General features: G+C 64.5%; 20 protein-coding genes and 1 pseudogene. 9 read left to right on the forward strand and 12 right to left on the reverse strand.

The genetic code is table 11. The annotated features are described in order from the left end of the window. Nucleotides 1-220: 220 nt before the first annotated feature. The 4 genes and pseudogenes from ACVW17_RS28150 to uvrA all read left to right on the forward strand — a co-directional run bounded on the left by ACVW17_RS28150 (nt 221) and on the right by uvrA (nt 6,203). Complete coding sequence (locus ACVW17_RS28150; RefSeq protein ID WP_456798134.1) at nt 221-961, forward strand: outer membrane protein; 741 nt, start codon at nt 221-223, stop codon at nt 959-961. A gap of 234 nt (nt 962-1,195) precedes the next feature. Then, on the forward strand, nt 1,196-1,948 hold the full coding sequence (locus tag ACVW17_RS28155) for an outer membrane protein (RefSeq protein ID WP_456754897.1): 753 nt from the start codon (nt 1,196-1,198) through the stop codon (nt 1,946-1,948). Nucleotides 1,949-2,199: 251 nt separating this feature from the next. Beyond that, nucleotides 2,200-2,859, forward strand: a complete 660-nt coding sequence (locus ACVW17_RS28160; protein ID WP_456756545.1) for an outer membrane protein — start codon at nt 2,200-2,202, stop codon at nt 2,857-2,859. A gap of 355 nt (nt 2,860-3,214) precedes the next feature. Further along, nucleotides 3,215-6,203: pseudogene (gene uvrA, locus ACVW17_RS28165) on the forward strand (excinuclease ABC subunit UvrA). Between the two features lie 224 nt (nt 6,204-6,427). On the opposite strand, the gene ACVW17_RS28170 reads toward uvrA, so the two are convergent. Next, on the reverse strand, nt 6,428-6,760 hold the full coding sequence (locus ACVW17_RS28170) for a PRC-barrel domain-containing protein (protein ID WP_456754899.1): 333 nt from the start codon (nt 6,758-6,760) through the stop codon (nt 6,428-6,430). Between the two features lie 238 nt (nt 6,761-6,998). Between ACVW17_RS28170 and ACVW17_RS28175 the strand changes: the two genes are divergently transcribed. Then, complete coding sequence (locus ACVW17_RS28175; protein ID WP_456754900.1) at nt 6,999-8,003, forward strand: hypothetical protein; 1,005 nt, start codon at nt 6,999-7,001, stop codon at nt 8,001-8,003. On the opposite strand, the gene ACVW17_RS28180 is transcribed toward ACVW17_RS28175, so the two are convergent. The 3 genes from ACVW17_RS28180 to ACVW17_RS28190 all read right to left on the reverse strand — a co-directional run bounded on the left by ACVW17_RS28180 (nt 7,987) and on the right by ACVW17_RS28190 (nt 10,575). Continuing rightward, complete coding sequence (locus ACVW17_RS28180; protein ID WP_456754901.1) at nt 7,987-8,949, reverse strand: YVTN family beta-propeller repeat protein; 963 nt, start codon at nt 8,947-8,949, stop codon at nt 7,987-7,989. The two genes, ACVW17_RS28175 and ACVW17_RS28180, sit on opposite strands and share 17 nt — an antisense overlap. Nucleotides 8,950-9,111: 162 nt before the next feature. Further along, entirely contained in the window at nt 9,112-9,651 is a 540-nt protein-coding gene (locus tag ACVW17_RS28185; protein WP_456754902.1) for an SRPBCC family protein, read from the reverse strand. Between the two features lie 159 nt (nt 9,652-9,810). Then, a complete protein-coding gene (locus ACVW17_RS28190) occupies nt 9,811-10,575 on the reverse strand; it encodes an AAA family ATPase (RefSeq protein WP_456798135.1) in 765 nt (254 codons plus the stop codon). Nucleotides 10,576-10,656: 81 nt separating this feature from the next. On the opposite strand from ACVW17_RS28190, the gene ACVW17_RS28195 reads away from it, so the two are divergent. Further along, complete coding sequence (locus ACVW17_RS28195; RefSeq protein WP_456754903.1) at nt 10,657-10,980, forward strand: hypothetical protein; 324 nt, start codon at nt 10,657-10,659, stop codon at nt 10,978-10,980. Between the two features lie 867 nt (nt 10,981-11,847). Here the strand turns inward: ACVW17_RS28195 and ACVW17_RS28200 are convergent. The 4 genes from ACVW17_RS28200 to ACVW17_RS28215 form a co-directional block, all read right to left on the reverse strand. Next, entirely contained in the window at nt 11,848-12,723 is an 876-nt protein-coding gene (locus ACVW17_RS28200) for a PCC domain-containing protein (RefSeq protein ID WP_456754904.1), read from the reverse strand. Between the two features lie 4 nt (nt 12,724-12,727). After that, nucleotides 12,728-14,368, reverse strand: a complete 1,641-nt coding sequence (locus ACVW17_RS28205; protein WP_456754905.1) for an acyl-CoA synthetase — start codon at nt 14,366-14,368, stop codon at nt 12,728-12,730. A 211-nt stretch (nt 14,369-14,579) separates the two neighbouring features. Next, nucleotides 14,580-14,981 (reverse strand): SPW repeat protein, encoded by a 402-nt coding sequence (locus tag ACVW17_RS28210; RefSeq protein WP_456754906.1) that lies wholly within the window; start codon nt 14,979-14,981, stop codon nt 14,580-14,582. 183 nt (nt 14,982-15,164) lie between these two features. Beyond that, the gene (locus ACVW17_RS28215; protein WP_456754907.1) at nt 15,165-16,109 is read right to left on the reverse strand and encodes a tetratricopeptide repeat protein; all 945 of its coding nucleotides are present in this window, start codon (nt 16,107-16,109) and stop codon (nt 15,165-15,167) included. Nucleotides 16,110-16,210: 101 nt separating this feature from the next. On the opposite strand from ACVW17_RS28215, the gene ACVW17_RS28220 reads away from it, so the two are divergent. Then, nucleotides 16,211-16,483 (forward strand): GNAT family N-acetyltransferase, encoded by a 273-nt coding sequence (locus ACVW17_RS28220; RefSeq protein WP_456754908.1) that lies wholly within the window; start codon nt 16,211-16,213, stop codon nt 16,481-16,483. Nucleotides 16,484-16,577: 94 nt separating this feature from the next. Here ACVW17_RS28220 and ACVW17_RS28225 read toward each other — a convergent pair whose 3' ends face one another. Both ACVW17_RS28225 and ACVW17_RS28230 read right to left on the reverse strand, forming a co-directional pair. Then, nucleotides 16,578-17,369, reverse strand: coding sequence for a fumarylacetoacetate hydrolase family protein (locus tag ACVW17_RS28225; protein ID WP_456754909.1), 792 nt, complete (start codon nt 17,367-17,369; stop codon nt 16,578-16,580). 110 nt (nt 17,370-17,479) lie between these two features. Then, nucleotides 17,480-17,893, reverse strand: coding sequence for a DUF3597 domain-containing protein (locus tag ACVW17_RS28230; RefSeq protein ID WP_456798136.1), 414 nt, complete (start codon nt 17,891-17,893; stop codon nt 17,480-17,482). A 287-nt stretch (nt 17,894-18,180) separates the two neighbouring features. Between ACVW17_RS28230 and ACVW17_RS28235 the strand changes: the two genes are divergently transcribed. Beyond that, nucleotides 18,181-19,092, forward strand: a complete 912-nt coding sequence (locus ACVW17_RS28235) for a DUF2189 domain-containing protein (protein ID WP_456754910.1) — start codon at nt 18,181-18,183, stop codon at nt 19,090-19,092. Between the two features lie 229 nt (nt 19,093-19,321). Continuing rightward, nucleotides 19,322-20,137 (forward strand): lytic murein transglycosylase, encoded by an 816-nt coding sequence (locus tag ACVW17_RS28240; RefSeq protein ID WP_456754911.1) that lies wholly within the window; start codon nt 19,322-19,324, stop codon nt 20,135-20,137. Between the two features lie 26 nt (nt 20,138-20,163). Here the strand turns inward: ACVW17_RS28240 and ACVW17_RS28245 are convergent, their stop codons facing one another. Further along, nucleotides 20,164-20,589 carry a DUF3574 domain-containing protein gene (locus tag ACVW17_RS28245; protein ID WP_456754912.1) on the reverse strand — a complete coding sequence of 142 codons (426 nt, stop codon included), beginning with the start codon at nt 20,587-20,589 and terminating at the stop codon, nt 20,164-20,166. Then, a complete protein-coding gene (locus ACVW17_RS28250; RefSeq protein ID WP_456754913.1) occupies nt 20,577-20,798 on the reverse strand; it encodes a hypothetical protein in 222 nt (73 codons plus the stop codon). The genes ACVW17_RS28245 and ACVW17_RS28250 overlap by 13 nt, the downstream gene beginning before the upstream one ends. Between the last annotated feature and the right edge of the window lie 169 nt (nt 20,799-20,967).

The following is a 20,967-nucleotide window of genomic DNA, read 5'->3' on the forward strand; positions in this document are numbered from 1 at the left end:
CGGTTTCGCTCCCAGCCGCCCGCCGGCGACGCGACGTCAGAAAAACAATAAACAAATCAGCGCCTTATTCCGGCGGCACTTCTTCCCCGAGTGTGGCATTTGGGAGACGGGCTTTCCGGTTGAATCGGCGTATAGCTATCAACCAACGGACGGGCGCTCGCGTCTGGGATCGCGCTTCGGGACCTTTTGGAAGCCGATCGGGGAGCTGGGGAGATTGACGATGAAGAAGTTTTTGCTCGGGACGGTTGCTCTGATTGCGTTTGCTGCGCCTGCCGCGGCCGCCGACCTCGCGGCGCGCCCGTACACCAAGGCGCCGCCGATGATCGCTGCCGTCTATGACTGGAGCGGCTTCTACATCGGCGCCAACGGCGGCTGGGGCTCGAGTCACAATTGCTGGGACCAGGTCCCGCTCGGTGCCTTCGGTGCGGACGGGTGCCATGACGCAACCGGCGGCGTCGCCGGTGGCCAGATCGGCTATCGCTGGCAGGCCGGCGCCTGGGTGTTCGGCCTCGAAGCGCAGGGCGACTGGGCTGACCTGAAGGGCAGCAACGGCAGTGCGGTCTTCCCGGGCCTGTTCACCAACCAGACCAAGATCGACGCGTTCGGCCTGTTCACCGGCCAGATCGGCTACGCCGTCAACAACGTGCTGCTCTACGCCAAGGGCGGTGCGGCGCTGACCGACAATCGCTTCAGCACCTTCGTTACGCCGACCGGCGTGCTCGCCGGCAGCGCCAGCGACACCCGCTGGGGCGGCACCATCGGCGCCGGCATCGAGTTCGGCTTCGCGCCGAACTGGACCGCTGGTGTCGAATACGACCACCTGTTCATGCAGGACAAGAACTACAACCTCACCACGCCCGGTGGAGCGCTGTTGAGCACCATCCGCGACCGCCAGGACGTCGACCTCGTCACCGTCCGCGTGAACTACAAGTGGGGCGGCCCGGTGGTTGCGCGCTATTGATTGCGCGACACGGATTGGATCGACACGAAAGGCCGGCCTTGTGCCGGCCTTTCTGTTTGCCGGGGTCGGTTGCGAGTTGAGCCCCGCCCCCGAATCGACATGGTTAAATCCTAATAAATCGTAAAATATACAGTAAAATCAAAATGTTACCGGTGTTGCGCGGGCGCTACGCCCGATCTGCAACCTGCAATGGTAGCCTGTCCTGCGATGATCGAATCGAAGCGGGATGGATCCATGAAGCAGCTTCTGTGTGCAGCCGGCCTCGCCGTGCTCAGCGTTTCGTCCGTGTCGGCGGCTGACCTTGCCGCAAAGGCCCCCCAGCCGGCGGTTGCCGCGCCCCTGACCAGCTGGAACGGCTTCTATCTCGGCGCCCAGGGCGGCGGCGGCTGGGGCACCAGCAGCGAGACCTATCTCGGCGCTCCGAACGATGCGACGTTCATCGGCACGCAAAGCTACACCACCGGCGGCGGCTTCATTGGCGGCGTGATCGGCTACAACGTCCAGGCCGGCCCTGCCGTGTTCGGCATCGAGGGCGCCTACCATTGGGCCTCGATCACCGGCCGCTCCAACGTGATCAATGTCGGACCGCCAAGCGTGCTCGACACCTACTACACCGAGCTGCGCAGCTTCGGCGACATCAAGGGCCGGCTCGGTTACGCCGACGGCGCCACGCTGTGGTTCGTCAGCGGCGGCGCTGCGGTCGGCGACATCCTGCATCGCTACAATGCCGGCCTCGCGCCGCCCTCGGCCTCGGCCAGCGACACCCGCTGGGGCTGGACCCTCGGCGCCGGCGTCGAATACATGTTCGCCGCGAACTGGTCGGCCAAGCTCGAGTACAACTACATCGATCTCGGCAAGGTTGCGCCGATCCAGTACACGCCCGCGCTCAACGATCGCTCGGAGTGGAAAGACACCTTCCACACCGTCAAGCTCGGCATCAATTACCATTTCAACGCCGCAAGCCCGGTCGTAGCAGCGAAATACTGAGCCTGCTGCGGTTGATCGCGCGACGCGCGCGTTCACATCAAAATAAAGGCCGGCCTCGCGCCGGCCTTTTCGTTGCGCAAGCACACGGCGCGGCTGTTTTCCGTGCATTGTGGTTTCACGGATACACAACTTCCGAGATTTCTATGTAGAAACACGTGATCGTCACGCGACACTGCTGTGACGCTCCCTTCAATGTTTGAAGGGGACAATAAGAAAATGTGGCAAGAAAAACGGGAATTTGGACTTTGAAAATCAGGAATGTTTTGCTGGCCTCGGCCGGCATGTTTGCCCTCAGCGCAATTGCACCGGCAATGGCCGCCGATCTCGGCGCGCGCGCCCCCTACGTGAAGGCTCCGCCGCCGGTCGCGATCACCAACTGGACCGGCTTCTACATCGGTGGCTTCGGCGGTTACGCCAGCGAGAACTCCGGCAATCCGAAGATGGAAGGCGGCTTCGGCGGCGGCACCATCGGCTACAACTGGCAGGCCGGCAACATCGTGTACGGCCTCGAGGCCGACGGCGCCTGGGCTGACGTCGATGCGTCGGTCAGCGCGCTCGGCGTCACCGCGAAGAGCAAGATCGACGCGCTCGGCACCGTGCGCGGCCGCTTCGGCTTCGCGGTCGACAAGGTGCTGTTCTACGGCACCGGCGGCTATGCCTGGGTCGACAACGAGATCAGCGTCACCGCGCTCGGCGCCACCGTCTCGCAGAGCAACTTCCACTCCGGCTGGACCGTCGGCGCCGGCATCGAGGCGTTCATCGCCCCGCAGTGGTCGATCAAGGGCGAGTACCTGTATCGCAGCCTCGGCAGCGAGACCTACTTCGGCGTTGCCTCCGGCGACCTCAACCTGCACAGCGTGCAGTTCGGCGTGAACTATCACTTCGGCGGCCCGATCGTCGCCAAGTACTAAAGCATGATCCGGAAAAGTGCGAAGCGGTTTTCCGGAAAGATCATGTCAAACAAAGACCTAAGGCGCGATGACGATTCGATCCAATCTCATCGCGCTTTAGGCAACGGACCAGGCGGATCCAGCATCGGATCGCACCGAAAGGCCGGCCTCGCGCCGGCCTTTTTGCATTTCGGAACCCATCCTGCTGCCGGCTGCTGCCATCCGGCAAACTATCCGTTGATGGCCGCTATTCAGCACTGGAAATTGCCGGCCGTTCTTCCTACGTTCCAGTCTTCACACTCATCGGCGCAAGCTCCCGGCATCACCGGCGACGCGCGCCCAAAAGGCGCCCGATCATGCGCCCGGAATTGTCGCTATGGATGAAGTGCTCAAGGCGAAGCGCCAACAGAACGCGGGCTCCTCATCGCGCGCCATCACGATCCGCGGCGCACGCGAACACAATCTGAAGAACATCGACGTCGAGATTCCGCGCGACAAGCTGGTGGTGTTCACCGGCCTGTCCGGCTCCGGCAAATCCTCGCTCGCATTCGACACCATCTACGCCGAGGGCCAGCGCCGCTACGTCGAATCGCTGTCGGCCTATGCGCGGCAATTCCTGGAGATGATGCAGAAGCCGGATGTCGACCAGATCGACGGCCTGTCGCCGGCGATCTCGATCGAGCAGAAGACCACCTCGAAGAACCCGCGCTCCACCGTCGGCACCGTCACCGAGATCTACGACTACATGCGCCTGTTGTGGGCGCGCGTCGGCGTGCCCTATTCGCCCGCCACCGGCCTGCCGATCGAGAGCCAGATCGTCTCGCAAATGGTCGACCGCGTGCTGGCGCTCCCCGAGGGCACCCGCCTCTATCTGCTGGCGCCGGTCGTGCGCGGCCGCAAGGGCGAGTACAAGAAGGAGCTCGCCGAATATCTCAAGAAGGGCTTTCAGCGTGTCAAGATCGACGGCACCTTCTACGAGCTGTCGGAAGACCCTAGCCTCGACAAGAAATTCCCGCACGACATCGACGTCGTGGTCGACCGCATCGTGGTGCGCCCCGACCTCGCCCAACGCCTCGCGGAAAGTTTTGAGACCGCACTGAAGCTCGCCGAGGGTCTTGCGGTGATCGAATATGCCGACGCGCCCGCGGCGGCCGCGCAGGACGAGAAGAAAGAAGACAAGAAGAAGACCGCGAAAATCCACGACAAGAGCGGCCCCGAGCGCATCCTGTTCTCGGAAAAATTCGCCTGCCCGGTCTCCGGCTTCACGATCCCCGAGATCGAGCCGCGCCTGTTCTCGTTCAACAACCCCTACGGCGCGTGTCCGGCCTGCGGCGGCCTCGGCGTCGAGCAGCACATCGACGAGGACCTGGTCATCCCCGACAAGGAGCTGACCCTGCGCAAGGGCGCGATCGCGCCGTGGGCGAAATCGTCGTCGCCCTATTACATCCAGACCCTGACCGCACTCGGCAAGCACTACAAGTTCACGCTCGACACCAAGTGGAAGGACCTGACCAAGAAGGTCCAGAACGCGCTGCTGCACGGCTCCGGCGACGACGAGATCAAGTTCTCCTATGAGGACGGCGTCCGCTCCTACGACACCAAGAAGCCGTTCGAGGGGCGTCGTCACCAACATCGACCGCCGCTACCGCGAGACCGAGAGCGAATGGGCGCGCGAGGAGCTCGGCAAGTATTTCTCCGACGTGCCCTGCGAAGGCTGCCACGGCTACCGGCTGAAGCCGGAGGCGCTGTGCGTCAAGATCGGCGGCAAGCATATCGGCGAGATCTCCGAGCTCTCGGTGAAGCGCGCCGGCGAGTGGTTCGAGACGGTGCCGGAAGCGCTCAATGCGCAGCAGAACGAGATCGCCGCCCGTATCCTGAAGGAGATCCGCGAGCGCTTGACCTTCCTGCTCGACGTCGGCCTGAATTATCTGACGCTGTCGCGTTCGTCCGGCACGCTCTCCGGCGGCGAGAGCCAGCGCATCCGCCTCGCCTCGCAGATCGGCTCGGGGCTGACAGGCGTGCTCTACGTGCTGGACGAGCCGTCGATCGGCCTGCACCAGCGCGACAATGCCCGCCTGCTCGACACCCTCAAGAGGCTCCGCGACCTCGGCAACACCGTGGTCGTGGTCGAGCATGACGAGGACGCCATTCGCCTGGCGGATCATGTGCTGGATATCGGCCCCGGCGCCGGCATGCATGGCGGCCACATCGTCGCCGAAGGCACGCCCGACCAGATCATGCGCAATCCGAAATCGCTGACCGGCAAATACCTCACCGGCGAGCTGTCGGTGCCGGTGCCGGATCGACGGCCGCCGAACCACCGCCGCACCATCAAGGTCGTCAACGCCCGCGGCAACAATCTGAAGAACGTTTCGGCCGAGATCCCGCTCGGCCTGTTCACCTGCGTCACTGGGGTCTCCGGCGGCGGCAAGTCGACGCTGCTGATCGACACGCTCTACAAGTCGATCGCGCGCAAGCTGAACAACGCCAGCGAGGGCGCGGCGCCGCACGATCGCATCGAGGGCTTGGAGCATATCGACAAGATCATCGACATCGACCAGTCGCCGATCGGCCGCACCCCGCGATCGAATCCGGCGACCTATACCGGCGCCTTCACGCCGATCCGCGAATGGTTCGCCGGTCTCCCCGAGGCCAAGGCGCGCGGCTACGAGCCCGGGCGGTTCTCCTTCAACGTCAAGGGCGGCCGCTGCGAGGCCTGCCAGGGCGACGGCGTCATCAAGATCGAGATGCACTTCCTGCCCGACGTCTACGTCACCTGCGACACCTGCAAGGGCAAGCGCTACAACCGCGAGACGCTCGAGGTGCTGTTCAAGGGCAAGAGCATCGCCGACGTGCTCGACATGACCGTCGAGGAAGCCGCCGAGTTCTTTAAGGCGGTGCCGCGCGTGCGCGAGACCTTCCAGACCCTGCACCGGGTCGGCCTCGACTACATCCATGTCGGCCAGCAGGCCACCACGCTGTCGGGCGGCGAAGCCCAGCGCGTCAAGCTGGCGAAGGAGCTGTCGAAGCGCGCCACCGGCCGCACGCTCTACATCCTGGACGAGCCGACCACCGGCCTGCACTTCCACGACGTCGCAAAACTGCTCGAGGTGCTGCACGAGCTGGTCGCGCAGGGCAACACGGTTGTCGTGATCGAGCACAATCTCGAAGTCATCAAGACCGCCGACTGGGTCATCGACCTCGGCCCCGAAGGCGGCGACGGCGGCGGCGAGATCGTTGCCTGGGGCCCGCCGGAAGACATCGTCAAGGCGCCGAGGAGCTACACGGGTAAGTTTCTGGCCCCGGTGCTGAAGAAGGCGAACAGCAAGCCGAGGAAGAGCAGCGCGAGCGAGGCGGCGGAGTAGCGCGGGCCGGCCATCCTACGGATTGCCGCGATGGGCGGCGATCTGTCAGACGTTTGCCCAACAAGTAGCCCGCATGAGCGAAGCGATATGCGGGGTTCATAGACCAGACAGTAAATAGCCTGGATGAACGAAGCGATATCCGAGGACTGTCGGTCGGACACACTGACCGCTCCCGCATGTCGCTTCGCTCATGCGGGCTACAACACCACCCCCTCACCTGCGCGCTACACCGCCCAATAATTCAGGTGCGTGTACGATCGCGAGCGGTCGCCCCAGTCGAATTCGTCGCCATCGAATTCGCACGGACCGGTGCGCAAATCCTCAAACGTCACTTCGGCCTCGAAGGCCTGCCGGGCAGGATCAAAGTGCAGCGCGGTCCATCTGACGGGATAGTGGTGGTGCGTGCTCAGCACGCCGCCGGTCTTGATGATGGCGTAGGCCACCGTGCCGCTCACCTTGTCGAGCATCAGCCGCTCGATCGAACCGAGCTTGGCGCCATCGCGCCCGAAGACGCAGACATGCTCGACCCTGTCACTGGGCACCAAGGTATGATGCATGGCATCCTCCCTGTTTCCTCATATTTGCCGGCCATTATACGCCCGTCATCCTAATCGGCCAACGGGTCGCGTGAGCGCGCGGCCGACGACCCGCTCCGCGAAATCCGGGAGATTTCTCGCAAAGTGCGCCACGTGCCGTCGTCATTTCAAGACACAGTGTTAATCTACTCACAGTTGCATTCCTGGACATGACTTATCGTGGAAGCGCAACCGGCAGCACGCAGTGCAATGGTGCAATATGGAACAGTATAGGTTCGATCACCCGTTCTTTCGCCCGCTCCGATGGTTCGCCCGCATCAACATGGTCGCCGGGGTCTTCATCCTCTGCTTCTCCGTCCCGGGCCACCTGCAATACGTCGGCCTGGGCCTGCTCTTCCTCGCGTCTGGCGTGGCATTCATTCACGCCCATCGCAAATCCGTGCTCAGGCGCTATCGCGTCGATCACGATGTCTACCGAACACCACGCTATCTAGCGTTCAGCAACTACCTCCTGTGGAATCGAACCAAGCTGCGTTGGGTGAATGCTCTGACCGGATTCCTCGCTTTCGCGGCGTCCTACATGGCGTTCGGCTTCTGGCTGGGACTGCTCTTCACCACCGTTGCGAGCTGGAGTGCGTTGCTCGCCAGCGCCGCGATCAGGATGCTCGTCAAACGTCAAATCGACACGTTCTTTCGGATCGTGGTGTTCCGCCGCAACGCGCGCGCGTTCGCGACAAGCCACATTGCAGCAGTCATGCCGGTGTGCGGCACGTATGGGCAGACCCTGCTCTTGACCGACGAAACGCTGGCAACGGCTTGGGAAGGCGGTGGTGCCAGAATGGACAATTGGGTGCTCGCTGAGACCTACATGCCCCTCATTGCCAAGCCGGGATCACATGACGACTGGAAGCAAGTCATCGCGACCCAATTGAAATTTGCCGATTTCGTCGTCTTCGACTGGCCCGGGGAGATAACCGAGAATATGCTGTGGGAACTGCTTCAGACGATCCAGCGCATTCCGATCGAGCGCATGATGATGCTGGTGTCGCACGACAACATCGAAGACGTGGAACGGATGCTGCGCGACCTGTTGCACGTCGACCAGTTGCCCGAAAGCCTGATCATACTCAGCCCAACCGAGCCGATGCTGACTTTGATTTTCATGCGCAAGTTCGAATGGACGATGAATTCACTTGTCAGGACGCCACGCGTCCGTCCCGAGACCGCGCTTGCACTGCAGCCCGCCGCTACTCCGTCCGCCTGAGAAACGCCCCGAACGCCCGTGGCCCGTCGCCGACCTTGACCTCGCCAATCACCTTCAGCTCGGCGGCGTCGATGACGCTGAGCGTATTGCTCTCCCAGTTGGCGACCAGGATCCGCTTGCCGTCGGCGGTGGCCTCGATGCCTTCGGGGTAATCGCCGACCGTGATCCGCTTCACCGGCTGCAAGGTCGCGAGGTCGAACACGCTGACCTTGCCGTCATACTGGTCGGTGACGAAGCCGCGGCCCTGCGCCAGCGCCACCGCATAGGGGCGCAGGCCGACATGGACGCGGCCGATCTCCTGCGCCGTGGCGATGTCGATCACGGAGACGTCGTTGGAGCCGACATTGGCGGTGTAGGCGCGCTTGCCTTCGGCATCGATGGTGACGCCGAACGGCCGTGCGCCGACCTTCACGGTCCCTCGCCGCTCCCGCGTCGACGTATCGACGATCGAGATGCTGTCGTCGTCGCGGTCGGCCGAGAGCAGCAGCAGCCCGTCCGGCGTCACCGCGAGCCCGGACGGCGACGCGCCGACCGCCATGCTGGCGGTGACCCGCTGCGCCTTGGCGTCGATCACTCGCACCGCGGCGGCATACCAGTCGGCGACATAGACCGTCGCGCCGTCGGGGGCGACCGCGATGCCGAGCGGCCCGCCGCCGACATCGATCCGGCCGACCACCGTGCGCGACGACGCGTCGACAACCGTGACCGCCTTGGCATCCGGGCTCGTCACATAGACGAAGCGGCCGTCATTGCTGACGGCGACGCCCGCCGGCTTGCCGCCGATCGCGATCGTCGCGACCGGCCTTGACGTCGCGAGATCGACCACCGTGAGATCGTCGCTGAGCTGGTTGGTGACGAAGGCCTCCTCGGCGCGCGCGGCGCCGAGCAGGCCGAGCAGCGCCACCAACGCGATCGCGCTCACAGTAGACAACTTTATCCACGTCATTGCGAGCCACCCGGTCGGCGCGAAGCGCCGCCGGATGACAGGCTCCGCGAAGCAATCCATAGCTCGCAGAAAGGAAAAATGGATTGCGTCGTCGCTTCAGCGCAAAATTGCCTTGCAATTTTGTCGCGAGCTCCTCGCAATGACGGCAAGTTTCGCATCCGCTCAGGTGCCGCTCTCGATCTTCTTCTTCAGCGCCTCGAGCCCGGCCTTGTAGAGCCCGCTGACCGCCTTCACCGCCGCCTCGTCGCTCAGCTCCGGCGGCGGATCGTTGTTGGGAAAGCCGCGGTAGAACGCGCCGGCCCATTCCAGCTTTGTCTTGCCCTCGGGCGCCGGCGAGACCGTCAGCGTCGAGGAATAATTGGTGACCGGCAGCACCTTCACGTCGACCGCGGTGATCCGGTATGAATAGCTCATCATCTCGGGCTCGTATTTGTAGAGCTCCTCGTCGACGGTGGCGCCCGGCCCCAGCGTCAACCGCCGCGTGGCGCCGATCTCGTTGCCCTTCTCGCCCTCGGTCTTGATGACGCCGGCGAGCCAGCTCATGTCCTGGAAATTGCCGATCACCGCCCACACCTTGGCCTGCGGCGCGTCGATCTCGATGGATTCGCGCACCTTCTGGCGGGTCGGCCCATGGGCCCAGGCGGCCCCCAACACAGCCAATGCCGCCACCACGACGCCAGCCCGCGCGATCGTTCGCCTCATCCTTGGTCTCTCCCGATATGTGTCGGCCATCCGCCGCCCGGCGCATGCCGCAGTTTATGGCTCGACGTTCTAGACCAGATCGGGGACCGGCTGCTTGCACGAGAGCGAAGTTGGCGGCCGGCGGCTTCCCCGGGAGGCAAGTCCGCCGCGGTGGCGGCTTCACGCCTCGATCGCCGCCTCGACGAATCCCTTCGGGTCGTCGCAGAACTCGCGCATCAGCCGGTAGTGATCGGTATCCCGCAGGCTCACCGGCTCGAGGCCATATTTGCTCAGCCGCAGCAGCGTCGCGTTCGGATAGGCCATCAGCACCGGCGCATGCGTCGCCATGATCACCTGGCAGTGGCGGGTGCCGTGCATCCGGTGCAGCAGCTTGAGGAACTCGATCTGCCGCGATGGCGACAGCGCGGATTCCGGCTCGTCGAAGATGAAGATGCCCTGCCGCTGGCAGCGCTCCTCAAAGAAGCGCAGGAAGCCCTCGCCGTGGGAATGCGACAGGAAGTCGGGCGGAAGGCCTCCGGCGTCCATCGCGGCCTCGTCCAGATATCGTGCGACCGAGAAGAAGCTCTCGGCGCGGAAGAACCAGCCGTTGGTGATCTTGGGCAGCCAGCTTGCACGCAGCGCCGACGCAAGCGAGCCACCCATTTTCTCCAGCGCCCGGCCATGGTCGACCGCGCGGTAGCCCTTGCCGCCGCCGGCGTCATCGTAGCCGGCCATCACGGCGATGCCCTCGAGCAGCGTCGATTTGCCGGTGCCGTTCTCGCCGACGATGATGGTGATCGGCTTGTCGAAACTGAGTTCGAAATCGTCGCGCAGCAGCGGCAGCACGAACGGATAGGCCTCGCGGTCTGGAATGCGTGCGGGATCGAGCCAGACCCGCCGCAGATACGGCGCGGGCATGTTGATCGGGCGATTGCGTCGGGTCATCTGCGCGGTTCCGGGGAAACAATGGCGGGCGGCCCAGTTTATGATAGGTCCCCGCAGCAATCCTAGATGGCTCGATAGCGCATGCCCAGCAACGCCTACGCCCTGTTCCGCAACGCCGTCAGCACCGAGCAGCAGGTGGTCTGCGTCTATGACGGCCGGCCGCGCGAGCTCTGCCCGCATATCATCGGCCACAACAAGAGCGGCGAAGAGGTCGTGCTGGCCTGGCAGTTCGCCGGCGAGAGTTCAGGCAGACTGCCGCAATGGCGCTGCCTGCGGCTCGCCAATGTCAGCGACATCCGCCTGCGCAAGGGCCGCTGGCACGAGGGCGGCTCGCACCGCACCGAGCAGACCTGCGTCAGCGCGATCGACCTCGACATCAACATCCACGTGCGCAAGCGGCGGTGAGCGGCCCATACATCTGAGTTGCCCGACGGCGCAAGCCCCCGCAGCAAAAATATTTCGCTTTATCCGAAGGGAAGTTCAGTGTATGAATTTGCCGTCTCACCCGACACGAGGGGCGCTTCGCGGTCGTCACGAACGCGGGTCGAGATGCGGTGGACGCCGATTGCGCAGTCGACGAACGCGCATGAGGCGGACGGCGAAATCGTGCAGGCCTGACGCCCTAGCGGTAGGTGTCTTTTCCGATTGCGCAAATGCGCGTTGTGAAGACGGTGACAACAAAGCCAAGTCTCGCCGGGGAGAGCACGTATAAGCCGCACAACCATCGCGCAGGGAAAGCCGGGTTGTTTCCGGTTACACCTGTGGTCCTACCCCCGAGCTTTCTACCTATTGCTCGGGGCCCATGGGTGCGATCGGCACCCGGCTTTCCCTGCGCCCTCTTCAAGGAGGGAGGGCGGAACGACAAGCAAAGCTCGGACAATCATGTCGCGAGAACGTCGTTGCACATCCTCAGCGCTGTTTGACGATGTACCAAATTCCCCGCGCAAAAGCTTCGCCTTTGTCGCTGGAGGTGCGAGCCTTGCGGCGCAATTGCGCCGCTGGCGAGCCTCGAAGGATGCACGGCCCGGCCGGTGGCCGTCGATCCTTCGAGACGCGCGCAAGAGCGCGCTCCTCAGGATGACGGAATTGACAGTTGCGCGGTGGGCCAGGACGACGCGGGGAAGCAGTCGCCGCCTCGGTTCAAGCACTGCTGTCTCTGGAATACTGGATCACCCGCCTATCCCTTCGCGGGTGATGACAGCGAGTGCTCGGCCATTTGACTGCTGGATCCGCTCCCAGTCCCGTCATCCCCGCGCAAGAGACTGCCCGCCCCTACGGCCGCTCCGCCTCCTCCAGCACTTCCAGCACCAGCTCCATGGTCATCAGCACCGGATTGTCGCCGCGCACCAGGCGGCCCTCGGCGATGCCGCCGAGATAGTCGACCAGCGCGATGTCGAGACTGGCGCGCAGGCGGCGATTGGCGTCGGGCGCGATCTGCCCCGCGGTCACCGCGAGCTCGGTCGCGAACGGCACAACGCTGTGGCCGTCGCTGAAGACCGCGCCGATGGTCGAGCCGACGCCGCCGTGCAGCCGCGCCCGCAAAATGCCGTGCTGGCGGCAGAAGCCTTCCAGCGCGCAGGCGAAATCCTGGTTCGGCCGCAGCCGCAGCGCGAAGGCATGGCTGGTGGTCTTCGCAGCATGCGGCGCGCATGCGACCGGACCGAACAGCTTGAAATTGGTCTCGCTGTCGGGCTCGGCCCGGAACGTCGCCCCCTCGATCCCGAACGCATTCACCTCGAACGGTTCGGCAACGAAGGTCTCGTCCGGCAGCATGTGTCCGCCGTTGCAGCGGCCGTCGGCCTCGGTCCACAATCCATGGCAATGGAAGAACGACGCGCCGTCGCGCTCGCCGAAGGTCAGCGCCGCGAGCTTGAGCCGGGTCACGCCATCGGGACGAAACGCGTCGCTGTAGAACGCCGCGTTGACGCCGTCCTTCGACAGCGCCGGCATCACATAGGCGAATGGCCCGAGCGCGCCGCCGGTCGCGTTCAGCACGCCGCCGGAAAAACCTTCAGCCGCAAAGCCGCGGCGCACGGCTTCGAGCAAGGAAATGCCGGCCTCGAGCACGAATGAAAACGCGCGGCCGCGCGCGGCGACCCATTGGATGCGCTCAGCATGCGGAGCGCCAGGCTGGGCGATGCTGCGCATCGCCTCACGCGCCCGTCGATTTGGCGATCACCTCGAGCAGCCCGCGCGCCTCGAGCTCGTCGCGGATCAACCGCTTCGGCACCTTGCCGTAGCCGGACTTCGGCAGCGCCTCCCAGAAGAAGAAGCGTTTCGGCATCTTGTAGCGCGGCACTTTCGGCGCGAGATAGGCGGCAAGCTCCGCCTCCGCGACCGCCTCGACGCCTTCGCGCGCGACGCAGACGGCGACGCCGACCTCGCCCCAGAACGGATCCGGCACGCCGAGCACGGCGACCTCGCCGACCGCGGGATGGGTCAGCAGCTTCTCCTCAATCTCGCGCGGATAGATGTTGGAGCCGCCGGAGATGTACATGTCGGAGGCGCGGCCGGTGATGTAGACGAACCCCTCCTCGTCCATATGGCCGAGATCGCCAGTGCGGAACCAGCCGTCGCGAAACGCTTTCGCATTAGCCTCGGGGTTGTCGTAGTAGCCGGCGAACACGCCGGGGCCGATCACGCAGATCTCACCGGTCTCGTGCGGTTTCAGCTCGCGTCCGTCGTCGCCCTGGATCGAGACCTGCATGCCGGTGCGCTCGAATCCGCAGGTGCCGATCCGCGCATGCGGGCCGTCCTCGGGATCGTGCAGGCCGGGCGGCAGCACCGTGATGTTGCCGGTGACCTCGCCGAGGCCAAAGTACTGCACCAGCACGCCGCCGAGCTTGTGCAGCGCCGCCTTCTGGTCCTCGCGATACATCGGCGCGCCGGCATAGATGATGTAGCGCAGCGAGGAATGATCGTGCTGGTCGGCGGCGGGATGCTCGACCATCATCTTCAGGATGGTCGGCACCGTGAACATGTTGCTGACGCGGTGCCTGGCGATCAGGCGATACGCTTCCGCGATGTCGAACTTCTCCGACGGCAGCAGGATGGTCGGCACGCCGCGCGCGGTTTGCACCAGCTGATGCACGCCGGCGCCATGCGACAGCGGCGCGACCACCAGCGAGGCGTCGTCTTCGGTGGTGCCGGGCATCAAATCGGCGAGATGGTTGGTGATCACGAACGCCATCTGGCCATGGGTCAGGACCGCGGCCTTGGAGCGGCCCGTCGTGCCCGAGGTGAAGAAGAACCAGCAGGGATCGTCGTACTCGACGGCGACGTTCTCGACCTCCGCACTCGCGTGTCTGGCGATGACGTCACCGACCGTCGCCTCGCCGAACGTGCCCCCCTCGCCGATCCGCCAGACGAATTCGAGCGCGGGGTTGGCAGCCGCCTTGGCATGCTCGGGGAAGTCGGCATGGCACAGGAACGCCTTGGCGCCGGAGGCCGTCGCCAGATAGGCGACCTCGTCCGGCATCAGGCGGAAGTTGGTCGGCACCCAGACCGCGCCGAGCCGGAAGGCTGCGAACATCGACCAGAACATCTCGTCGCAGTTCTTGGAATGCACCAGGATGCGGTCGCCCTTGACGATGCCGCGGGCGGCGAGCGCCGCCGCGAGCGCCGAGACGTTCTGGTCGATATGGCGCCAGGACCAGGCCTTCTCGTTCCAGATGAAACCGGGACGATCGCCATGGCGGCGGGCGTTCTGGGTCAGGATGTAGGCGAGGTTCATCACCCGGCGCGACACCCGCGCGATCCCGCCGCGCGGCGCGGTCACCTCCGCCCCGGTCATTGCCGCCCCGCCGATACGCACAACAGACAGGGCAAGGTCAGGACAGGCATCGGGTGTTTCCTCGGTCAGAACCGGGCGTCTTCAAGCGCCGCAAGGGGTTGCTGCCACCCGGTTTATCGCCAAGCGACGCGCCTCGGCAAGGCCTGCCCGCCGCGGCGCCATGGTACCGCGTGCTGGCGGCCGGCCAGCCCGACCGATCCTGCCCGAACCGCTACTGCGGATGCTTGGCCAATTCCTGTTCGCTCAGGTTCCAGTCCTGCCAGAGCTGTAGCGCGCCGATCAGGGCGACCAGCGCGCCGAGCAGGATGTGCCAGGCCTGCAGCGCCTGGTCCGCGGCGTAACCGAAGACCAGGGGCGATGCCATCAGCCAGAGGCCGAGCACGATGCTCGCCACCTCCTCCCAGCGATGCAGCGCGACATATTCGAGCTGGGAGATGCCGAGCACCAGCATGCCGACCATGAAGCTGTTGAGCACCAGATGGCTGCGCTCGAGATCGACGGCGCCGCTTACCTGCATCGGAAACCAGGGCGAGACCATGATCAGCACGCCAAGCAGCATGCCGAGCCAGTCCTCCCAGGGGCGGTGTCTGTTGAAGAAGCGATTATCCGACATGACGAACCTCCTTGCGACAAGGGGCATACGTCAGCGGCCGGTCCTGCCATTCCGCACCAAACGACCTTCGGGCCGCATCACGGGCGTATGTCTGGGCACAAACCTAATCGAATTGCATCGGCTCGCAAGGCCCGATCCGCCTGTGTGCGATGCGGCAGGGCCGGAGGCGGCAGACACCGTCGATCATCGCGCTCCGCCGAGGCGCGCCAGCGTCTCCTTGGCGGTCTTCAGGTCGGGCTGCAACTCGAGCGCCTTGCGCAAATCGGCCGCCGCGCCGGTCTTGTCGCCGAGCCGCAGCTTGGCCTGGCCACGGTTGTTCCAGGAATAGACGTCAGCGGGATCGTATTGCAGCGCCTTGTCGTAATCGGCGAGCCCGCCCTTGTTGTCGCCCTGGAACAGCCGGACCATGCCGCGGTTACGCCAGCCGCGCGCATCGGTCGGCGCAAGCTTCACAGCCTCGCCGTAGTCGGCGGCGGCGCGGTCGAGCTGCTCGGCCTCGCGATAGACATTGCCGCGGTTGATATAGGCGAGCACGTTCGGATCGAGCTTGATCTCGGCGGTGAAGTCGGCGATCGCATGCGCCGCGTCGCGCTTGCGGTAGTAGACGAAGCCGCGATTGCCATAGGCGGTGGAGAGCTGCGGATTGTATTTGATGGCGAGATTGAGATCGGCCAGCGCGCGGTCGAGATCGCCCTTGTTGAGCCAGGCATCGCCGCGGTTGTTGTAGGCCATCGCGAAGGCGGGATCGATGCGGATCGCCTCGTCGTAGTCGGCGATCGCATGATCGAGATCGTTCTTGAAGGCGTAGACGCGGCCGCGGTTGGTGTAGGCGCAGGCAAACGCCGGATCGAGCTTGATCGCCTCGTTGAGATCGGCGAGCGCGGCATCGAGCTCGCGCTTCTCCGTCAGTCCATGGCCGCGGTTGCAATAGGCCCCGGCCAGCCGCCTGCCGCTCTGGGTCTTGCCGTCGATGACCGCCGTGCAGGCAGTGACGCGGTCACCCGGGGCCGTCGCAGCGCCGATGCAGGTCTGCCAGCTCGGATCATCGGCGGCAGCCGCCTTCGGAGGATTTGGCAGCGTCAGGGCGGCGCCGAGCAATGCGGCGGTCAGGCAGGCCAAAATGCGCATATCGTCAATCCAGAAATGCCAATATGCGGGTTGGTCGCGGCTTTGCACCGGCGGGTTCAAGCGCTTAGATCAAGTCCTGTGAATCAAGTCAGGATTTTGCGATGGCTGCCGTCCGCGACAACAGGAACCAAAACCGCTTCGAGCTCGATACCGAGGGCGGCACAGCCTTTGCGAATTACCGTCGGACGCCTTCGGCCGTGATCATCACCCACACCGAGACGCCGCGCGCCCTGCGCGGCCGCGGCATCGCATCGGAGCTGGTCAAGGGCGCGCTCGAGCTGATCCGCGCCGACGGCCACAAGGTGATCGCCGGCTGCGGCTTCGTGGTCGACTACCTCAACAAGCATCCGGAATACGCGGATCTTGCCGGCTAGAGCATGATCCGGAAAAGTGCGAAGCGGTTTTCCCTCGCGACAAACGCCAAAGGCGTTTGCGCGGAGATCATGCTCAAACAAAGAACCGTCGACGTCAGACGATCTTGATCGACATATCGGGTAAGCCCTCGAGCTTGCAGAGCAGCACATCGCCCTTGACGACCGGGCCGACATTCTCGGGGGTGCCGGAATAGATGATGTCGCCGGCCTTCAGCTCAAACGCCTCGGAGAGCTTTGCGATCTGCTCGGCGACGCTCCAGATCATGTTCTTCAGATCCGAGCTCTGCCGCACCGCGCCGTTGACCGCGAGCGAGATCGCGCCCTTGGTGAAATGGCCGGTCTTGTCAGCCGGATGGATCGGCCCGAGCACCGCGGCGTGGTCAAAGCTCTTGCCGATCTCCCACGGCTTCTTCTCGGCGGCCATGCCGTTCTGCAAATCGCGCCGCGTCATGTCGAGGCCGAGCGCGTAGCCATAGACGTGGTCGAGCGCCTTGTCGGCGGGAATGTTGGTGCCGCCGGATTTCAGCGCGGCAACCAGTTCGACCTCGTGGTGATAGTTCTTGGTCAGCGAGGGATAGGGATGATCGGCGACGGTGCCGACCGCGACATTCTGGATCGCGTCCGTCGGCTTCTGGAAGAAGAACGGCGGCTCGCGGGTCGGATCGGAGCCGCGCTCGAGCGCGTGCGCAGCGTAGTTGCGGCCGATGCAGTAGATGCGGCGGACCTGGAACACCTCGGTGGCGCCGACGATCGGGATCGTGACCGGCGGGACCGGAAACATCGCTCTCGGCGCGGCCTCGGCATGGGCCGGCGCGGACTGCGCGGCGGCGCCGGCCAGTGCCAGTGCGCCGGTCGCAAGCATCGTCCGGCGATCGAGGTCAGTCATGGATCAGCTCCTTCTTGTTGCTTGTTGGCTGATCTATAGAGGCTCGCCGGTCCATAAAAAAGGGCCCGCGCCGGCGCGGGCCCCCCGTGTCAGGCGGGATGACCATCCCGTCAGTGCTTGATATCCGGGGGCAGCTTGCCGCCATTGGCCGCAAGCTTGGTCATCACCTCCTTGTGCAGCCAGATGTTCATGCTGGCGGAATCGTTGGTGTCGCCGGTGTAGCCGAGCTCCTTGGCGAGCTCCTTGCGGGCCGACAGGCTGGAGTCGATGTCGAGCGCCTTCATCAGATCGACGATCGAGGTCCGCCATTCGAGCTTCTCGCCCTTCGCGGCCACCGCCTTGTCGAGAATGGGGGCGACGTCAACCGACTGCGCGGGCGCCGCACCGGCCGGCACGGCTGCGGGAGATGGCGACGCGCTGCCGGATCCACCGGCCGGAGCTGCGCTGGTCGCCGTTCCGCCGGCGGGCGCGGCGCTGGCGCTGCTGCCGAAGATCGCGCCCATGATTTTTCCGAAAATGCTCATCGTTCGCTCCCAAGAGAGTTGAGATGTGAAGGCCACGCGGCAATGCGCCGGCTGACCGAGGTCGCAGTTGAAGTGTATCGCCCCTCCAATAGCTTGCCAATGCGACATTCACTTAAGCGTGAGTGCTTTTGCCGCGGTTTGGGAGTACCCTCACTACACAGTTCGCGACACGGCCAGTTCCTGCTCTGTCTTTCGCGTCTGGCTTGCTCGTGATCGCTTCGAGAGGCGGTAGGTTCGTGCCCGCGCGCCGGGCGCAGAATGCGACCGCCCAGAGGGAGACAACGACCATGGCCACACCATACCAAGGCAATGTCACATCGATGACGCAGAGCGGCAGAGACACTGCGTCTGCGCCGGTCATCCGCACCATCGGCCTGTCCGATTTGCATCAAGCGCTGCGTCTCGGCTGGGAAGACTTCAAGGCGGTACCAAGCCACGCAATCATCCTGTGCCTGATCTATCCCGTGCTCGGCATCGTGCTTGCGCGCACCGTGCACGGCTATTCCGTGCTGCCCCTGCTGTTTCCGCTGGCCGCGGGCTTCGCCCTGCTCGGCCCGTTTGCCGCCATCGGCCTCTACGAGATGAGCCGCCGCCGCGAGGACGGCGGGGAAGCATCCGCATGGGATGCCATGGAGGTGTTTCGCTCGCCGTCATTCGGCGCGATGCTCGGGGTCGGAACACTGCTGTTCGCCCTGTTCGTGACCTGGATCGCCACCGCGCAGGCGATCTACACCGCCGTGTTCGGCTATGCGATCGCGGCCGACATTCCCGATTTTGCCGAGCGCGTGCTGACCACTCAGCAAGGCTGGTGGCTGATCGTGGTCGGCTGCAGCGTCGGATTCCTGTTCGCGCTGGTCGCGCTCTGCATCAGCGTGGTCGCATTCCCCATGATGCTCGATCGCCAGGCGACCGCCGGCGAAGCCATGGTGACGTCGATGCGCGCCGTTGCGCAGAACCCGGTGCCGATGGCGGCCTGGGGCCTGATCGTCGCGGTGCTGCTGGTGCTGGGCACGATCCCGTTCTTCCTCGGGCTTGCCGTCGTGATCCCGCTGCTCGGTCACGCCACCTGGCATCTCTATCGCGAGGTCATCGTCAAGGATCCGAATGCACGGCCGGTGATCCCCGAGCCGCGCGAGCGCAAGCCCGCCGCCGACTTCCCGGCCAATTTGTTTCCGTGGCGGCGCAGTGACCGCGGATAGCATCGGCTAGACCCGAACTCGTAAACGTCAAAGCAACCGCCGGCCGATATGTTCGGCCGGCGGTTTGTCGTACCTGACCGTCAAAAAGGATGTGAAATTGGCGTGGCATTTGCAGCACGAGCTGACAAAATGCTCGATCACGAGCCTTGTTTTGGCCGCTGTTGCCGCGAACATACCCGCGCCTTGCGCGACCACCCGATGACATCGCAGACTCCGGAGTGAATTGCCTATGACCTCTCGCATTCCCGTTCGCGCCCTCGCCGTTGGCGCGTGGCTCCTGACCTCGACCGCGTCCGCGCTCGCCGCCCAGTGCGGCACGGGCACGTTCGAGTCCTGGCTCGACGATTTCAAGAAAGAGGCTGCGGCGAAGGGCATTTCACAGAACGCGATCCAGGCGGGGCTCAACGGCGTCACCCAGGACAAGGCAATCCTGGCACGCGACCATTCGCAGCAGGTGTTCAGCCAGACCTTCGAGCAGTTTTCGGGCCGCATGGTGCCGCCGCGGCTCAATCGCGGCTCCGACATGATGAAGCGCTACGGCTCGGTGCTGTCGCGGATCGAAGAGGCTTACGGCGTGCCCGGCGAGATCCTGGTCGCGATCTGGGGGCTGGAGACCGATTTCGGCGTCAACACCGGCAAGTTTCCGACCATGCGCTCGCTGGCCACGCTGGCCTATGACTGCCGCCGCTCCGACATGTTCAAGGCCGAGTTGATGGATGCGCTGCGCATCGTCGAGCGCGGCGACCTTGCTCCGCAGGACATGCGCGGCGCCTGGGCCGGCGAGCTCGGCCAGACCCAGTTCATGCCGTCGTCCTACATCAAGTTCGCGGTCGATTTCGACGGCAACGGCAAACGCGACCTCTTGCACAATGTGCCGGACGTGCTGGCCTCGACGGCGAATTTCCTGAAGAGCTACGGCTGGAAGCCGGGCAAGGGCTGGGAGCCCGGCAGCGAGAATTTTGCGGTGATCCAGCAGTGGAACAAGAGCGAGGTCTACGCCAAGACGATCGGCTACTTCGCCACCCAACTCGCAAAGGCGCCATAGGGCACGTCGCTATTTGCAGCGCGTGGTCAGAACGATGCGCAAGTGGTCGAGAGCGTGAGGCCAACCGACTGTTGATGAAAGCGCTGCCTGTATGCGGCGCCGATCTCGGTCAGGCGAGCCAAGGTCTCCGGGGTCTCGGCAGCGATGATGCGCACGACAAAGGACTGCTCGTGTGTGATCCGACCCGTGTCCGGGTCGCGCCATTGGCCGGAAGCCCTGAGCTGGGTCAATCCATCCGGAAAGCGCGGTGTCACCTCCTTCAGAAGGAAGTCCGACCACTGGGCGTCCGATACGCGGCCATGTCCGGCGATACGACGCCCAAACAGCAGTTCGGCCTGCATCATCGACTTGCCATTGATCAGCTGGCAGGACGTTGCTGCGCCTTCGGCCTTGGATGTGTTGGTTCCCGCAACGAGGACAAGCCACGCCGCGGCGTGGATCAGTGCGCGCATGAAATTCGACCTGTGAGGTTTGCCACTCCGGCCGGCGACGTCTTGAGTGTTGCGGTCCGGTCCACGGTCCAGGCAAACAGGCGCATTCCGAGGAACACGGCCAGTGCACCGATGATGTCCGTGACAAGGATGCCCATGACAAGGATGCCAATGGCAAGCCCGACGTCGCCGGGTGCGGCATCAACATGCAAAAGTTGCACCAACGTCATCTAGATTCTTCTGCGAGCAGCTCGATCTTGCACGATAGGTTTAGCGACTTGTCCGCCCGCCGGCTTGGACAAGCGCGACAACGCATTGGATGAAAACGCCCCTGGCAGGTCAGTATCCGGACACGTTTGGGTCAATGGGACGTGAGTTCCACCTCGGGCTGCACTTGTC

Source organism: Bradyrhizobium sp. USDA 4473 (assembly GCF_054063335.1).

Bases quoted from the DNA above. Each gene is read 5' to 3' on its own strand.
- ACVW17_RS28240 (WP_456754911.1), top strand. From the start codon at position 19,322: ATGACCTCTCGCATTCCCGTTCGCGCCCTCGCCGTTGGCGCGTGGCTC.
- ACVW17_RS28230 (WP_456798136.1), bottom strand. From the start codon at position 17,893: ATGAGCATTTTCGGAAAAATCATGGGCGCGATCTTCGGCAGCAGCGCC.
- ACVW17_RS28175 (WP_456754900.1), top strand. From the start codon at position 6,999: ATGGAACAGTATAGGTTCGATCACCCGTTCTTTCGCCCGCTCCGATGG.
- ACVW17_RS28210 (WP_456754906.1), bottom strand. From the start codon at position 14,981: ATGTCGGATAATCGCTTCTTCAACAGACACCGCCCCTGGGAGGACTGG.
- ACVW17_RS28215 (WP_456754907.1), bottom strand. From the start codon at position 16,109: ATGCGCATTTTGGCCTGCCTGACCGCCGCATTGCTCGGCGCCGCCCTG.
- ACVW17_RS28195 (WP_456754903.1), top strand. From the start codon at position 10,657: ATGCCCAGCAACGCCTACGCCCTGTTCCGCAACGCCGTCAGCACCGAG.
- ACVW17_RS28180 (WP_456754901.1), bottom strand. From the start codon at position 8,949: ATGACGTGGATAAAGTTGTCTACTGTGAGCGCGATCGCGTTGGTGGCG.
- ACVW17_RS28250 (WP_456754913.1), bottom strand. From the start codon at position 20,798: ATGACGTTGGTGCAACTTTTGCATGTTGATGCCGCACCCGGCGACGTC.
- ACVW17_RS28235 (WP_456754910.1), top strand. From the start codon at position 18,181: ATGGCCACACCATACCAAGGCAATGTCACATCGATGACGCAGAGCGGC.
- ACVW17_RS28150 (WP_456798134.1), top strand. From the start codon at position 221: ATGAAGAAGTTTTTGCTCGGGACGGTTGCTCTGATTGCGTTTGCTGCG.
- ACVW17_RS28190 (WP_456798135.1), bottom strand. From the start codon at position 10,575: ATGACCCGACGCAATCGCCCGATCAACATGCCCGCGCCGTATCTGCGG.
- ACVW17_RS28170 (WP_456754899.1), bottom strand. From the start codon at position 6,760: ATGCATCATACCTTGGTGCCCAGTGACAGGGTCGAGCATGTCTGCGTC.
- ACVW17_RS28220 (WP_456754908.1), top strand. From the start codon at position 16,211: ATGGCTGCCGTCCGCGACAACAGGAACCAAAACCGCTTCGAGCTCGAT.
- ACVW17_RS28205 (WP_456754905.1), bottom strand. From the start codon at position 14,368: ATGACCGGGGCGGAGGTGACCGCGCCGCGCGGCGGGATCGCGCGGGTG.
- ACVW17_RS28225 (WP_456754909.1), bottom strand. From the start codon at position 17,369: ATGACTGACCTCGATCGCCGGACGATGCTTGCGACCGGCGCACTGGCA.
- ACVW17_RS28185 (WP_456754902.1), bottom strand. From the start codon at position 9,651: ATGAGGCGAACGATCGCGCGGGCTGGCGTCGTGGTGGCGGCATTGGCT.
- ACVW17_RS28245 (WP_456754912.1), bottom strand. From the start codon at position 20,589: ATGCGCGCACTGATCCACGCCGCGGCGTGGCTTGTCCTCGTTGCGGGA.
- ACVW17_RS28155 (WP_456754897.1), top strand. From the start codon at position 1,196: ATGAAGCAGCTTCTGTGTGCAGCCGGCCTCGCCGTGCTCAGCGTTTCG.
- ACVW17_RS28200 (WP_456754904.1), bottom strand. From the start codon at position 12,723: ATGCGCAGCATCGCCCAGCCTGGCGCTCCGCATGCTGAGCGCATCCAA.